This is a genomic window from Streptomyces sp. MMCC 100 (genome assembly GCF_041538145.2).
Lineage (GTDB): Bacteria > Actinomycetota > Actinomycetes > Streptomycetales > Streptomycetaceae > Streptomyces.
In genome coordinates this window covers 6,183,233-6,196,801 of sequence record NZ_JBGORK020000001.1, presented here as the reverse complement: position 1 = coordinate 6,196,801, position 13,569 = coordinate 6,183,233, and the positions used below count along the sequence as shown (strand labels likewise).

Below are 13,569 nucleotides of genomic sequence, written 5' to 3'. Positions count from 1 at the left end.
CGAACGACCCCGGGGGGACAAGGCATGACGGACGAGATACGACCGGGCGGGGACTCCGCCGGTGGTCACGACCCCTGGGCGCCCCCGGAGAGCGGTCCGTCGCTGGACAAGGGTGCCGGGGCCGGACAGGCGCAGGAGCCGCCCCGGCCGTCCGCCTCCGACGCGCCGCCTCCCTGGCAGCCCCCGCCGGGCGTGCACGACCAGGCCACGATCACGTCGATGCCGGGCGCCGGTTACGCCGCCCCCGACTCCGCGGTGCCGCCTCCGCCGGTCGCGCCCGACGGTGCCGGTGTCCCGGTCGGGTACGGCTACCCCGGGTACGGTCAGGGCTACGGCTGGCCCGGCATGCCGATGGCCCCGCAGAACGGGCTGGGCACCGCGTCGATGGTGCTGGGCATCCTCGCCTGCGCCCTGTTCTGCCTGTACGGCGTGGTCTCCGTGGTGCTCGGCGTCCTCGCCCTGGTCTTCGGCATCAAGGGCCGCCGGAAGGCGGAGAGCGGCCTGGCCACCAACCACGGGCAGGCGCAGGCCGGATTCGTCATGGGCATCGTCGGCATCGTCCTCGGCGTCGCCGTGATCGTGCTGGTCGCCATCGGGATCACCGCCGCGATCAACGAGGAATCGGACTACGACGACCCCTACTACGGCTTCTCGCGCCCCGTGGCGGTCTCCGTGACGGCGGAAAGCTGAGCTCCTCCCCGAGGCATTGCCTCTACGATGTCAAGCGCCAACGAGGGGAGAGCAGTTCATGTCGCACACCAATCCCGGACCCGAGGGCTACGGGCCGCCGCAGCCGGGCCAGCCGCCCGCGGGGGGCTACGCGTACCCGCAGTCCGCGCCCGGGTACGGCTACCCGAACCAGGGGCCGTCCTACCCGGCCGCCCCGCCCGTGGGCTACCCGCAGGCCCCCGGCTACACCATGCCGATGCAGCCGAGCAACGGCATGGGAACCACGGGACTGGTGCTGGGCATCATCGGCGTGGTGTGCAGCCTGACCTTCTTCCTCTGGTTCTTCGGCGTCATCCTGGGCATCCTCGGGATCATCTTCGGCGCGATCGGCCGGGGGAAGGCCACCCGGGGCGAGGCCACCAACAAGGGCTCCGCGACCGCCGGTCTCGTGCTCGGCATCACGGCCACCGTGATCCTGCCGCTGCTCGGCTTCCTCGCCTTCGCGAGCCTGATGAGCGTCGCCTGAGCCAGGCCGTTCCGGAGGGGGCGGCCCCGGGCCGCCCCCTCAGCCACTCGGCGACCGCTCCACGCCACTCGGCAACCGCGCGCACCCGCTCAGCGGTCGTCCGCGCGCACCCGCTCAGCGATCGTCCGCGCGCAGCCGCTCAGCGGTCGTCCGCGCGCAGCCGCTCACGGGCCGCCATCAGCGCGAAGCCCAGCAGATTCGGCCCCCGCCAGCGCTCCGGGTCTCTCGCCGCCTCGTCGTCCGCGGCCAGACCGATGCCCCACACCCGGTCCACGGGGCTCGCCTCCACCAGCACCCTGTCGCCCGTGTTCAGCAGGAACGCCCGCAGTGCCGGGTCCGCGGCGAACTTGTGGACGCTGCCCTCCACCACGATCCGCAGCCGCTCCCGCTCCCACACCGCCTCGTCGAAACCGCGCACCAGCCGACCCGCCTTCTTCGCCTCGGCGGGATGAGCGGCCGCCAGCACCCGCCGCTCGGCCTCCGCGTCCTCGAACAGCCGGGCCTTGCCCGCCATCATCCAGTGCTCCGCCGTCCGGTACTCCACCCCGGCCACGGTGAACGGCGACGGCCACCACTGGCTCAGACAGCTCGGCCCGAGCCTGCCGTCCGGGAGGGGCCGGTGCCCCCAGAAGCACAGGTACTTGATCCGCTCGCCCGCCCGGACCCGCCCGACCAGCGCTTCCCGGCTGTCGACGCCGTCCACGGCCACCCCCGTGCCCCTCCGCGTCTCCGTGATCTGCTCCGCCCCCGTGATCTTCTCCATGCATGCGAGTGTGGCACGCGCCACTGACACTCCGTCCGTCCTTTTCCGTGGCGACTCGACACCTGGTCGACAGATTCCGTCGCGTAACCAAATGGCAACAACGGAATCACTTGTTGGAGGCCTAGTGCTCTGTCAGGATCGGCACTCACATCGAGCCTGAGCCACGCCGGCCCCCGCCACGGGGAGACCGAGGAGAGCCGACATGCACAACCCGGGCAACGCCACCCAGGACCGATTCCCGGCCCAGGACCGCTTCGCGGACGGGGCCCAGTACATCGCGGGCCGACTGACCAAGGGCACTTCCGGACACACGCACACCGTCGTGGACCCCGCGACCGGCGAGGACGTCCTGACCTACGAACTCGCCGGTCCCGACGACGTCGACGCGGCCGTCGCCGCCGCGCGGGAGGCGTTCCCCGGCTGGGCCGGCGCCACCCCGGGCGAGCGCTCCGACGCCCTGCACCGCTTCGCCGCCGTCCTCGCCGACCGCGCCGAGGACTTCGCCCGCGCGGAGTCCCTGCAGTGCGGCAAGCCGCTGAAGCTGACCCGTGAGTTCGACGTGCCGGGCACGGTCGACAACGCGGCCTTCTTCGCCGGCGCCGCCCGGCACCTCCAGGGCCAGTCGGCCGGGGAGTACTCCGGCGACCACACCTCGTACGTGCGGCGCGAGCCGATCGGCGTGGTCGGGTCCATCGCGCCCTGGAACTACCCGCTCCAGATGGCCGCCTGGAAGATCCTCCCGGCGATCGCCGCGGGCAACACCATCGTGCTGAAGCCCGCCGAGATCACCCCGCTGACCTCGCTGATGTTCGCCCAGGCGGCGACCGAGGCCGGTATCCCGGACGGCGTGATCAACATCGTCAGCGGCACGGGACGGGAGGCCGGTGAGCACCTCGTCGCCCACCCCGACGTGGCCATGACCTCCTTCACCGGGTCCACCGCCGTCGGCAAGCGCGTCGCCGAGGTCGCGACCGCCACCGTCAAGCGCCTCCACCTGGAGCTCGGCGGCAAGGCGCCCTTCCTCGTCCTCGACGACGCCGACCTCGACGCCGCCGTCAACGGCGCGGTCGCGGGCGCGCTCATCAACACCGGCCAGGACTGCACGGCCGCCACGCGCGCGTACGTGCAGCGGCCCCTCTACGAGGCGTTCGTCGAGAAGACCGCCGCCCTCATGGACACCGTCCGCGTCGGCGACCCCTTCGCCCCCGGCACCGACCTCGGCCCGCTGGTCAGCCACGTCCAGCGGGACCGCGTCGCCGCCTTCGTCGACCGGGCCCGCTCCTACGCGCGCGTGGTGTGCGGCGGCGAGGCACCGCAGGGCGACCTGAAGGACGGCGCCTACTACCGGCCCACGCTCATCGCGGACGCCGCGCAGGACAGCGAGGTCGTCCAGTCCGAGATCTTCGGCCCCGTCCTGGTCGTCCTGCCCTTCGACACCGACGACGAGGGCATCCGGCTGGCCAACGACACGCCGTACGGGCTCGCCGCCTCCGCCTGGAGCCGGGACGTGTACCGCGCGGGCCGCGCCACCCGCGAGATCAAGGCGGGCTGCGTGTGGATCAACGACCACATCCCGATCATCAGCGAGATGCCGCACGGCGGATACAAGGCGTCCGGCTTCGGCAAGGACATGTCCGCCTACTCCTTCGAGGAGTACACGCAGGTCAAGCACGTCATGTTCGACAACACGGCGGTGGCGGCCAAGGACTGGCACCGCACCGTCTTCGGGGACCGGTAGGACCGATAGAGCCGATAGCCATCACGCCAGGCCGCCGACCACGGCCGACCCACCCGAAAGGGCAACCACGCGCATGGAGCAGTACGAGCCAGACCGCCTGTCCCCGGCCCAAGTGGCCGCCATGCGGCGCAGTCTCAGGAGCGGCAGGGCCGCCCTCACCCGCCGTTCGCTGCTGCGCGCCTCCACGGGCGGCGCGCTAGCGGTCGGCGGCCTCGGCCTGCTGAGCGGCTGCGGCATCCCGGCGGCAGGCAAGAGCGAGGGCGGCGTCTCCGCCGAGGACCACTCCAAGGAGGAGAAGCAGGTCCGCTTCTCCAACTGGACCGAGTACATGGACGTCGACGAGAGCGGCCGCCGGCACCCCACGCTGGAGGCGTTCACCAAGCGCACCGGCGTCAAGGTCACGTACACCGAGGACATCAACGACAACAGCGAGTTCTTCGGCAAGATCCAGCCGCAGCTCGCCGCGGGCCAGGAGACCGGGCGGGACATCATCGTCCTCACCGACTGGCTGGCCGCCCGTCTGATCCGCCTCGGGTGGGTCCAGAAACTGGACCCGGCCAACCTGCCGCACGCCTTCGCCAACCTGTCGCCCCAGTTCCGCAGCCCGGACTGGGACCCCGGCCGCGCCTACTCCTACCCCTGGCAGGGCATCTCGACCGTCATCGCCTACAACAAGAAGGCGCTGGACGGCATCGAGGTCAAGACGGTCTCCGACCTGCTCGACAACCCGAAGCTCAAGGGCCGGGTCGGCTTCCTCACCGAGATGCGCGACACCATGGGCATGACGCTGCTCGACATGGGCAAGGACCCGGCCCGCTTCACCGACGACGACTACGACGCGGGGATCGCCCGGCTCCAGAAGGGCGTCGACCGCGGCCAGATACGCCGCTTCACCGGCAACGACTACACGTCCGACCTCAGCAAGGGCGACTTCGCGGCCTGTCTGGCCTGGGCCGGTGACGTCGTCCAGCTCAAGGCGGACAACCCGGACATCGACTTCGTCATCCCGGACAGCGGCTACGTCACGTCGAGCGACAACATGCTGATCCCCAACAAGGCACGGCACAAGACGAACGCCGAACGGCTCATCGACTACTACTACGAGCCGGGCCCGGCCGCGGAACTCGCCGCCTACATCAACTTCGTCTGCCCGGTCGACGGTGTGAAGGACGACCTGGCGAAGATCGACGAGGACGCGGCGAACAACCCGCTGATCATTCCCGACAAGGCCATGCAGGCCAAGTCGCACTCCTTCCGCTCCCTGAGCTCGAAGGAAGAGACGGCATACGAAGAGAAGTTCGCGAAGCTCACCGGGGCGTGACGACGATGACGACGCATACGACGAAGAACCAGACAGCCGCGACGGACGGCGGCGGCGACGTCCGCCTCGCCGGCATCAGCAAGACCTACGGCTCCTTCACCGCCGTGCACCCGCTCGACCTGACCGTGCCCCAGGGCTCCTTCTTCGCCCTGCTCGGCGCCTCCGGCTGCGGCAAGACCACCACCCTGCGCATGATCGCCGGACTGGAGGAGCCCAGCGGCGGCACCGTCCACCTCGGCGACCAGGACGTGACCGCGCTGCCGCCCTACAAACGGCCGGTCAACACGGTCTTCCAGTCCTACGCCCTCTTCCCGCACCTCGACATCTACGAGAACGTCGCCTTCGGTCTGCGCCGGCGCGGCATCAAGAGCGTGAAGAAGCAGGTCGGGGAGATGCTCGACCTGGTGCAGCTCGGCGAGCAGGCGCGCAAGAAGCCGCACCAGCTCTCCGGCGGCCAGCAGCAGCGCGTCGCGGTCGCCCGCGCCCTGATCAACCACCCCAAGGTGCTGCTTCTCGACGAACCCCTCGGCGCCCTCGACCTCAAGCTGCGCCGCCAGATGCAGCTGGAGCTCAAGCGCATCCAGACCGAGGTCGGCATCACCTTCGTGCACGTCACCCACGACCAGGAGGAGGCCATGACCATGGCCGACCAGGTCGCCGTGATGAACGCGGGCCGCGTCGAGCAACTGGGCGCCCCCGCCGACCTGTACGAGAACCCGCGGACCACCTTCGTCGCCAACTTCCTGGGCACCTCCAACCTCATCGAGGCCGAGGTCGACACCCGCAACGGTGACGACGTCGTCGTGAAGGCGGCCGGGGACAAGCTGGTGCTGCCCGGGGCCCGATGTTCCGCCCCTGCGAAGGCGGGCGGCAAGGTGCTGGTCGGAGTCCGTCCCGAGAAGATCAGCCTCACCCACGCGGACGACGCGGGCTCCATCCCCGAGGGCCGCAACCGCATCAGCGGCAGGATCAGCAACACCAGTTTCATCGGCGTCTCCACCCAGTACGTCGTGGACTGCGCGGCCTGCCCCGAGTTCGAGGTCTACGCCCAGAACATCGACCGCGATCCCCGCCTCGCGCCCGGCGCCGAGGTCGTCCTGCACTGGAACCCGGCGCACACCTTCGGCCTGGACGCCGCTCAGGACATCGACGCCGGTGTGGCCGAGGGCGAGGCCGCCTGATGTCCACCCTCACCGAGGCGCCACCGCCGCTCACCCCGGCCGCGCCCGAGCAGAAGCCCCCGCGCAAACGCGGCCGCTGGACACCGTACTGGCTGCTGCTGCCCGGCATCCTGTGGCTGGTCGTCTTCTTCGCGGCGCCGATGATCTACCAGGCCTCCACTTCCGTGCAGACGGGCTCGCTGGAGGAGGGCTACAAGGTCACCTGGCACTTCGCCACCTACTGGGACGCGCTGTCCGAGTACTGGCCGCAGTTCCTGCGCTCGGTCGCCTACGCCGCCTCCGCGACCGTGCTGTGCCTGCTGCTCGGCTATCCGCTCGCGTACCTCATCGCCTTCCGCGCGGGCCGCTGGCGCAACCTGATCATGATCCTGGTGATCGCGCCGTTCTTCACCAGCTTCCTGATCCGCACCCTGGCCTGGAAGACGATCCTCGCGGACGGCGGCCCGGTGGTCGGCGCCCTGAACACGCTGCACGTCCTGGACGTGACCAGCTGGCTGGGCTGGACCTCCGGCGACCGCGTGCTGGCGACCCCGCTCGCGGTGGTCTGCGGCCTGACGTACAACTTCCTGCCCTTCATGATCCTGCCGCTCTACACCTCCCTGGAGCGCATCGACGGCCGGCTGCACGAGGCGGCGGGGGATCTGTACGCCAAGCCGTCCACCGTCTTCCGCAAGGTCACCTTCCCCCTGTCGATGCCCGGCGTCGTCTCGGGCACCCTGCTGACCTTCATCCCGGCCACCGGCGACTACGTCAACGCCTCCCTGCTGGGCTCGGCGGACACCGGGATGATCGGAAACGTGATCCAGTCCCAGTTCCTCAGGGTGCTGGACTATCCGACGGCGGCCGCACTCTCGTTCATCCTCATGGCCGCGATCCTCGCCATGGTCACCTTCTACATCCGCAGGTCCGGGACGGAGGATCTGGTTTAAATGGCCTTCGTCAATTCCCCAGTGAACTGGTTCAAGCGCAATCTGGTCGTGATCGCGGGACTGCTGACGCTCGCGTATCTGCTGCTGCCCAACGTCATTGTCACGGTATTCTCGTTCAACAAGCCGAACGGGCGTTTCAATTACGAGTGGCAGCAGTTCTCCACGGACGCCTGGAAGGACCCGTGCGGGGTCGCCGGACTGTGCGGTTCGCTCTCGCTCAGCCTCCAGATCGCCCTCTGGGCGACGCTGGGCGCCACCGCGCTCGGCACCGCGATCGCCTTCGCGCTGGTCCGCTACCGCTTCCGCGCGAGGGGCGCGATCAACTCGCTGATCTTCCTGCCGATGGCGATGCCCGAGGTCGTGATGGCCGCCTCGCTGCTCACGCTCTTCCTCAACATGGGTGCTCAGCTGGGGTTCTGGACGATCCTGATCGCCCACATCATGTTCTGCCTCAGCTTCGTCGTGACGGCCGTCAAGGCGCGCGTGATGTCGATGGACCCGAGGCTGGAGCAGGCGGCGCAGGACCTGTACGCCGGTCCCTTCCAGACCTTCCTCCGGGTCACGCTGCCCATCGCCGCCCCCGGCATCGCGGCCGGCGCGTTGCTCGCCTTCGCGCTGTCCTTCGACGATTTCATCATCACCAATTTCAACGCGGGCTCCACCGTCACCTTCCCCATGTTCGTCTGGGGATCGGCCCAGCGCGGAACGCCCGTCCAGATCAATGTCGTCGGTACGGCCATGTTCGTCGTCGCCGTACTGTTCGTTCTGGCCTCCATGGTCATCGGAAACCGCCGAAACCGCCGCAAGGCATAAAGCACATCAGTTGTACTCGTAGGGAGTTGAAATCATGGCCCCTAGCGCCATGAGCCGCAGCAACGACTGGACGAAATCCCTTTCCGACGCCCAGCCGGTCCCGTACTGGCTGGACGACCCGGGCCGCCCCCGCCCCGAGGCCGCCCTCACCGGCGCCGAGACCTGTGACCTGCTGGTCGTCGGCGGTGGCTACAGCGGGCTGTGGACCGCGCTGATCGCCAAGGAGCGCGACCCGGGGCGGGACGTGGTGCTGATCGAGGGCCGCGAGGTGGGCTGGGCCGCCTCCGGCCGCAACGGCGGCTTCTGCGCCGCCTCCCTCACCCACGGACTGTCCAACGGCCTCACCCGCTGGCCGGACGAGATCCACCGGCTGGAGGAGTTGGGTGCCCGCAACCTCGACGCGATCGAGGCGGCGGTCGCACGCCACGGCCTCGACTGCGACTTCGAGCGCACCGGCGAGATCGACGTCGCCACCGAGCCCTACCAGGCCCGCGAACTCGAGGACTGGTACGAGGAGATCCGCGCCAAGGGCCTCGCCGAGGGCATCGAGTACCTGGACGCCGAGGCCGTACGGGAGCAGGTCGACTCCCCGACCTTCCGGGCCGGCCTCTGGGACCGGCGCGGCGTGGCGATGGTCCACCCCGCCAAGCTCGCCTGGGGCCTCAAGCGAGCCTGCCTCGCCCTCGGCGTCCGCGTCCACGAGCACACCCCGGCGCTCACCCTCAAGCCGTACGGCGCCGGCATGGCCGTACGCACCCCGTACGGCGGGGTCCGCGCCCGCACGGTCGCGCTCGGCACCAACATCTTCCCGAACCTGGTCCGCAGGGTGCGCTCGTACACCGTCCCCGTCTACGACTACGCCCTGATGACCGAGCCGCTCACCGACGCACAGCTCACCTCGATCGGCTGGAAGAACCGGCAGGGCCTCGGGGACAGCGCCAACCAGTTCCACTACTTCCGCCTCTCCTCCGACAACCGGATCCTGTGGGGCGGCTACGACGCGATCTACCCGTACGGCGGCCGGGTGCGCGCCGAGTACGACGACCGCCCCGAGACCTACGCCAAGCTCGCCGGGCACTTCTTCACCTGCTTCCCCCAGCTGGAGGGCGTCCGCTTCACCCACGCCTGGGGCGGCGCCATCGACACCTGCTCGCGCTTCTCGGCGTTCTTCGGCACCGCGCACCAGGGCAAGGTCGCCTACGCGGCCGGGTACACCGGCCTCGGTGTGGGCGCCACCCGCTTCGGCGCCGAGGTGATGCTCGACCTGCTGTCGGGGGAGCGCACCGAGCGCACCGAACTGGAGATGGTGCGCAGGAAGCCGCTGCCGTTCCCGCCCGAGCCCTTCGCCTGGACCGGCATCGCCCTCACCAAGTGGTCGCTGGCCCGCGCGGACGCGCAGGGCGGCCGGCGCAACCTGTGGCTGCGGACGATGGACCGCCTGGGGCTCGGCTTCGACAGCTAGGCCCCCGCTGAACGCGGACATGTGACCCGGTTCACCCCAACGAGGCGCGGCGACCCGCGTAATGCCGCCGGGAGACCTCCCTCTCCCTCGTGACGCACCCCGCGTCGACAAGTGAAAGGGAGGTTCACATGCCTGTTGCGAAGACGGCGGTCGCGTGGCTGGCATCCGTCGCACCGGATCCCGAGTCCTGCCGCCGGGACTGGGAGCGCGACCCCTCGGGTGTCGCGCTGCTGCCCGCGGGCAAGGCCTGGGACGTGCTCATCCTGCGGTCCAGGCTCGGCTATCCGACCCTGGACGTGCTCTCCCGCGTCCTGGACCAGCCCGGTCCGGTGCTCGCCGACTTCGGCGACGCGCGCACGGGCTTCTTCGTGCCGGCCGGCACGGCGGCCCGCTGGGTCGGCACCGGCATCCGGACCGCCGGACTCGGCACCTGGATCGTGGTGCCGTACCCCGGCGGACTGTCGACCGGAGGCACCCGCTGGCTGATCCCGCCGGACGGGACCGGCACCCTCACCGACCCCTCGCTCCTGGAGCTGGCGATGCACGAGGCGGCGGCGGCCCTCGCGGGGGAGGAGAACGACGGGTAAGGGGAGGTGAGCTACAGGTGAGGTGCACAAGGGGTTGACAACAGAATTGGTCTGGACCAAATTGGGCGCGCTCCACCCTCCCCATCTCCCCCATGTCCGGAGGCACTTGTGGAACGCGCCAGACCCCTCGCCCGTCGCCCCCTCGTCACCCTGCTCACGGCCGCGGCCCTCGCCGCGTCCGGCCTGACCGCGCTCACGTCGGCCGCCCGTGCGGCCGACGCGGACCTCGCCCGCAACGGCGGCTTCGAGTCCGCGCTCGACGGCTGGACCTGTACCGCGGGCACGACCGTGACCTCGCCCGTCCACAGCGGCACGGCCGCCCTGAAGGCCGCCCCGGCCGGCGCCGACAACGCCCGCTGCGCACAGACGGTGTCCGTCAAACCGGACTCCCAGTACACGCTGTCCGGATACGTCCAGGGCACCTACGTCTATCTCGGGGCGAGCGGCACCGGCACCACCGACGTCTCCACCTGGGCCCAGTCCGCCCCCGACTGGCAGCAGTTGACGACTACCTTCCGCACCGGCCCGTCGACCACCAAGGTCACCATCTACACCCACGGCTGGTACGGCACCGGCGCCTACCACGCCGACGACGTCTCCCTCACCGGCCCGGGCGGCGAGACGGGCCAGCCCCCGGCGGCACCCGGCGGCCTCAAGAGCGGCTCGGTGACCTCCTCCAGCGTCGCCCTGTCCTGGTCACCCGTCCCGGGCGCGACGGGATACGCCGTCTACCGCGACGGCACCAAGGTCGGCACCCTCACCGGCACCTCCACCACCGTGACCGGCCTGACCCCCTCGACGGCGTACTCCTTCCAGGTCGCCGCGGTCAACGACGCGGGTGAGTCGGCGCGCTCCGCCACGGTCACGGCGACCACCGCCCAGCGTCCCGACGACGGCGGCGGCTCCTCCGACCTCCCGGCCCACGCCCTGGTCGGCTACCTCCACGCCAGCTTCGCCAACGGCTCCGGCTACACGCGCATGGCCGACGTGCCCGACAGCTGGGACGTCATCGACCTGGCCTTCGGCGAGCCCACCTCGGTCACCTCCGGGGACATCCGCTTCGAGCGGTGCCCGGTCACCGAGTGCCCGAACGTGGAGAGCGACGCCGAGTTCAAGGCCGCGATCAAGGCCAAGCAGGCGGCCGGCAAGAAGGTGCTGATCTCCATCGGCGGCCAGAACGGCCAGGTGCAGCTCACCACCGCCGCCGCCCGCGACACGTTCGTCTCGTCCGTCTCCGCGATCATCGACGAATACGGCCTGGACGGCCTCGACATCGACTTCGAGGGCCACTCGCTCTCCCTGAACGCCGACGACACGGACTTCAAGAACCCGAAGACCCCCGTCGTCGTCAACCTCATCTCCGCCGTGAAGACCCTGAAGGCCAAGTACGGTGACGCCTTCGTGCTGACCATGGCGCCCGAGACCTTCTTCGTCCAGCTCGGCTACCAGTACTACGGCACCGGCAAGTGGGGCGGCCAGGACCCGCGCGCGGGCGCCTACCTGCCGGTCATCCACGCCCTGCGCGACGACCTGACCCTGCTGCACGTCCAGGACTACAACTCGGGCTCGATCATGGGCCTCGACAACCAGTACCACTCCATGGGCGGCGCCGACTTCCACATCGCCATGACCGACATGCTGCTCACCGGCTTCCCGGTCGCGGGCGACGCGAACAATGTCTTCCCGCCGCTGCGCCTGGATCAGGTCGCGATCGGCATGCCCGCCTCCACCAACGCGGGCAACGGCCACGTCTCCCCGGCCGAGGTCACCAAGGCCCTGAACTGCCTGACGAAGAAGACCGACTGCGGCTCGTACGCGACCCACGGCACCTGGCCTGCCCTGCGCGGCCTGATGACGTGGTCGATCAACTGGGACCGTTTCTCGAACTGGGAGTTCCAGAAGAATTTCGACGCGTACTTCGGCTGACGGCCGGCGGGGTCCGGCTGGCCACCTGCCGGACCCCGAGGAGCAGTACCGCACCCAGGCACCAGCTGGCCACCACGTCCAGTGGCCAGTGGTAGCCCCGCCGCACCAGCCCGTAGGAGGTGCCGAGCACCAGGACGGCGCACAGCACGACCAGTCCCCGGCGTACGGCGGGCGAGCGCAGCCCCCCGAGCAGCAGCAGCGTCGCCGCGCCGTACGCGACGACCGCCGTGGCGGTGTGGCCGGAGGGGTAGTAGCCGACGGCCGGCGGCACCGCCGGGGTGCCCGGGCGGTCGGTCCACTCCTTCAGCGGGACGACCAGCGCAGGCACCAGCACCATCGCCAGCGCCCCCGCCAGGGGCGGCAGCCACCAGAGGCCCATTCCTGTGGCGCGCCCCTGCCACGCCACATACGCCAGCGCCACGACCAGGACCGGCACCGCCACCTGCACGTTGCCGAGGTCGGCCAGCAGCTCGGAGAACCGGTCCGGGTGGACGAGCTCCCCGCTCAGCCGCTCGTCCATCCCGACCAACGGGCCGTCGGCGACGACCTGCCAGGTGATCAGCGCGAAGAGGAGCACGGGCAGCCCGACCAGGACCGACAGAGCGCGAAGAGGGGCGGCGGAGACCGGCATGACGCCCAGCTTCGCAGGTCCGCCGTCGCGTAGTCTCACCGCCCGTGACAACCATACGAACGGCACGCGACAGCCAGTGGGGAGAGACCTTCAGCCGGCTGAAGGCGATGACCACGCAGGGCCGGTACGAGGAGGTCGAGGCCGAGGCACGGGCGCTGGCCGCGCTCCCGCGGCGTCCCTGGCGGAGGCGTCCGCCGCACTGGGAGGCGAGGGTGCTGGCCACGGGAGCGGTCGTCATGCACGGCCGGGCGGCCGAGGCGCTGGACGAACTGGACACGCTGATCGCGGAACTGGAGCCGGTCGGCCTCAACTCGCAGATGCTGCGACTGATCGCACGCAGCAACCGCGTGGTGGCCCTGTCCGGCCTGCGGCGGTACGCGGAGGCGGAGACCGAGGCGAACGGCATCCTGCGCGAGCTGAACCGGATCGCCCACCGTGCCCCGGTGGCGGCGCTGGAGATCAACACCCTGGGACACCTGGCCACGGTGCTGTGCGGGCTGGCCCGCCACGAGGAGGCGGAGGCCGTGGCCCGCGGCAACCTGCCCCGGGCGAAGGGACCCGCCGCCGGCGTCCTGAACACCACGCTGGCGCGCAGCCTGAACGGGCAGGGCCGCTACGAGGAGGCGCTGACCGAGGTCCGCGGGATCCCGCGGCAGCCGCCCCGCTACGCCGCCGGGTACCTGGACCTGGTCACCGCCGAGGCCCTGTACGGCCTGGAACGCCGCGCCGAGGCGGAGACCGCCGTACGGCGTGCGCTGGCCGGCTGCGAGCGGCAGCTGCACCCGGCCCATCCGCGCACCGCCGAGGCCCGCGTCCTGCTCGCCCGCGTCACCGGGGAGGAGCCACGCGAGGAATCCCGAGGAGAACCGGGGGAGTGAACACCGAAGGGCCGGCACAAGGGGGGGAGTGTGCCGGCCCTTCGGTGAACCACCGTCCCGAGTGCCGAGGCGGCCGTCCTGACCGGAACGCCGCGCGCCCCGGGGGGTTTGGGGCGGGCGACCGTCCGATCGGTGAGGAAGCCGG

General features: G+C 70.7%; 13 protein-coding genes. 11 read left to right on the top strand and 2 right to left on the bottom strand.

Annotated elements, in window-relative coordinates:
* Nucleotides 1-24: 24 nt before the first annotated feature.
* Together ABS735_RS28535 and ABS735_RS28530 are read left to right on the top strand one after the other, a co-directional pair.
* Nucleotides 25-690, top strand: coding sequence for a DUF4190 domain-containing protein (locus ABS735_RS28535; protein WP_373904353.1), 666 nt, complete (start codon nucleotides 25-27; stop codon nucleotides 688-690).
* Nucleotides 691-748: 58 nt separating this feature from the next.
* Nucleotides 749-1,195: a DUF4190 domain-containing protein gene (locus ABS735_RS28530; protein WP_373904352.1), complete on the top strand. Its 447-nt coding sequence runs from the start codon at nucleotides 749-751 to the stop codon at nucleotides 1,193-1,195.
* A 139-nt stretch (nucleotides 1,196-1,334) separates the two neighbouring features.
* Here ABS735_RS28530 and ABS735_RS28525 read toward each other — a convergent pair whose 3' ends face one another.
* Nucleotides 1,335-1,958, bottom strand: coding sequence for an NADAR family protein (locus ABS735_RS28525; protein ID WP_373904351.1), 624 nt, complete (start codon nucleotides 1,956-1,958; stop codon nucleotides 1,335-1,337).
* 202 nt (nucleotides 1,959-2,160) lie between these two features.
* On the opposite strand from ABS735_RS28525, the gene ABS735_RS28520 reads away from it, so the two are divergent.
* From ABS735_RS28520 to ABS735_RS28485, 8 genes are all read left to right on the top strand, one after another.
* Nucleotides 2,161-3,696, top strand: coding sequence for a gamma-aminobutyraldehyde dehydrogenase (locus ABS735_RS28520; protein ID WP_373904350.1), 1,536 nt, complete (start codon nucleotides 2,161-2,163; stop codon nucleotides 3,694-3,696).
* Between the two features lie 73 nt (nucleotides 3,697-3,769).
* Nucleotides 3,770-5,017, top strand: coding sequence for an ABC transporter substrate-binding protein (locus ABS735_RS28515; protein ID WP_373904349.1), 1,248 nt, complete (start codon nucleotides 3,770-3,772; stop codon nucleotides 5,015-5,017).
* A 5-nt stretch (nucleotides 5,018-5,022) separates the two neighbouring features.
* Nucleotides 5,023-6,198, top strand: a complete 1,176-nt coding sequence (locus ABS735_RS28510) for an ABC transporter ATP-binding protein (protein WP_373904348.1) — start codon at nucleotides 5,023-5,025, stop codon at nucleotides 6,196-6,198.
* Nucleotides 6,198-7,127, top strand: a complete 930-nt coding sequence (locus ABS735_RS28505) for an ABC transporter permease (protein WP_373904347.1) — start codon at nucleotides 6,198-6,200, stop codon at nucleotides 7,125-7,127. The genes ABS735_RS28510 and ABS735_RS28505 overlap by 1 nt, the downstream gene beginning before the upstream one ends.
* Nucleotides 7,128-7,940, top strand: a complete 813-nt coding sequence (locus ABS735_RS28500) for an ABC transporter permease (protein ID WP_373904346.1) — start codon at nucleotides 7,128-7,130, stop codon at nucleotides 7,938-7,940.
* A 34-nt stretch (nucleotides 7,941-7,974) separates the two neighbouring features.
* Nucleotides 7,975-9,402 carry an NAD(P)/FAD-dependent oxidoreductase gene (locus ABS735_RS28495; RefSeq protein ID WP_373904345.1) on the top strand — a complete coding sequence of 476 codons (1,428 nt, stop codon included), beginning with the start codon at nucleotides 7,975-7,977 and terminating at the stop codon, nucleotides 9,400-9,402.
* A gap of 128 nt (nucleotides 9,403-9,530) precedes the next feature.
* A complete protein-coding gene (locus tag ABS735_RS28490) occupies nucleotides 9,531-9,989 on the top strand; it encodes a hypothetical protein (RefSeq protein WP_373904344.1) in 459 nt (152 codons plus the stop codon).
* A 108-nt stretch (nucleotides 9,990-10,097) separates the two neighbouring features.
* On the top strand, nucleotides 10,098-11,915 hold the full coding sequence (locus tag ABS735_RS28485; protein ID WP_373904343.1) for a chitinase: 1,818 nt from the start codon (nucleotides 10,098-10,100) through the stop codon (nucleotides 11,913-11,915).
* Here the strand turns inward: ABS735_RS28485 and ABS735_RS28480 are convergent.
* Nucleotides 11,854-12,546: a phosphatase PAP2 family protein gene (locus ABS735_RS28480; protein WP_373904342.1), complete on the bottom strand. Its 693-nt coding sequence runs from the start codon at nucleotides 12,544-12,546 to the stop codon at nucleotides 11,854-11,856. The genes ABS735_RS28485 and ABS735_RS28480 overlap by 62 nt on opposite strands.
* 44 nt (nucleotides 12,547-12,590) lie before the next feature.
* On the opposite strand from ABS735_RS28480, the gene ABS735_RS28475 reads away from it, so the two are divergent.
* Complete coding sequence (locus ABS735_RS28475) at nucleotides 12,591-13,424, top strand: tetratricopeptide repeat protein (RefSeq protein ID WP_373904341.1); 834 nt, start codon at nucleotides 12,591-12,593, stop codon at nucleotides 13,422-13,424.
* Nucleotides 13,425-13,569 lie beyond the last annotated feature (145 nt).

Excerpts from the sequence above, each read along its gene's own strand:
- ABS735_RS28535 (WP_373904353.1), top strand. The coding sequence starts at position 25 with ATGACGGACGAGATACGACCGGGCGGGGACTCCGCCGGTGGTCACGAC.
- ABS735_RS28530 (WP_373904352.1), top strand. The coding sequence starts at position 749 with ATGTCGCACACCAATCCCGGACCCGAGGGCTACGGGCCGCCGCAGCCG.
- ABS735_RS28525 (WP_373904351.1), bottom strand. The coding sequence starts at position 1,958 with ATGGAGAAGATCACGGGGGCGGAGCAGATCACGGAGACGCGGAGGGGC.
- ABS735_RS28520 (WP_373904350.1), top strand. The coding sequence starts at position 2,161 with ATGCACAACCCGGGCAACGCCACCCAGGACCGATTCCCGGCCCAGGAC.
- ABS735_RS28515 (WP_373904349.1), top strand. The coding sequence starts at position 3,770 with ATGGAGCAGTACGAGCCAGACCGCCTGTCCCCGGCCCAAGTGGCCGCC.
- ABS735_RS28510 (WP_373904348.1), top strand. The coding sequence starts at position 5,023 with ATGACGACGCATACGACGAAGAACCAGACAGCCGCGACGGACGGCGGC.
- ABS735_RS28505 (WP_373904347.1), top strand. The coding sequence starts at position 6,198 with ATGTCCACCCTCACCGAGGCGCCACCGCCGCTCACCCCGGCCGCGCCC.
- ABS735_RS28500 (WP_373904346.1), top strand. The coding sequence starts at position 7,128 with ATGGCCTTCGTCAATTCCCCAGTGAACTGGTTCAAGCGCAATCTGGTC.
- ABS735_RS28495 (WP_373904345.1), top strand. The coding sequence starts at position 7,975 with ATGGCCCCTAGCGCCATGAGCCGCAGCAACGACTGGACGAAATCCCTT.
- ABS735_RS28490 (WP_373904344.1), top strand. The coding sequence starts at position 9,531 with ATGCCTGTTGCGAAGACGGCGGTCGCGTGGCTGGCATCCGTCGCACCG.
- ABS735_RS28480 (WP_373904342.1), bottom strand. The coding sequence starts at position 12,546 with ATGCCGGTCTCCGCCGCCCCTCTTCGCGCTCTGTCGGTCCTGGTCGGG.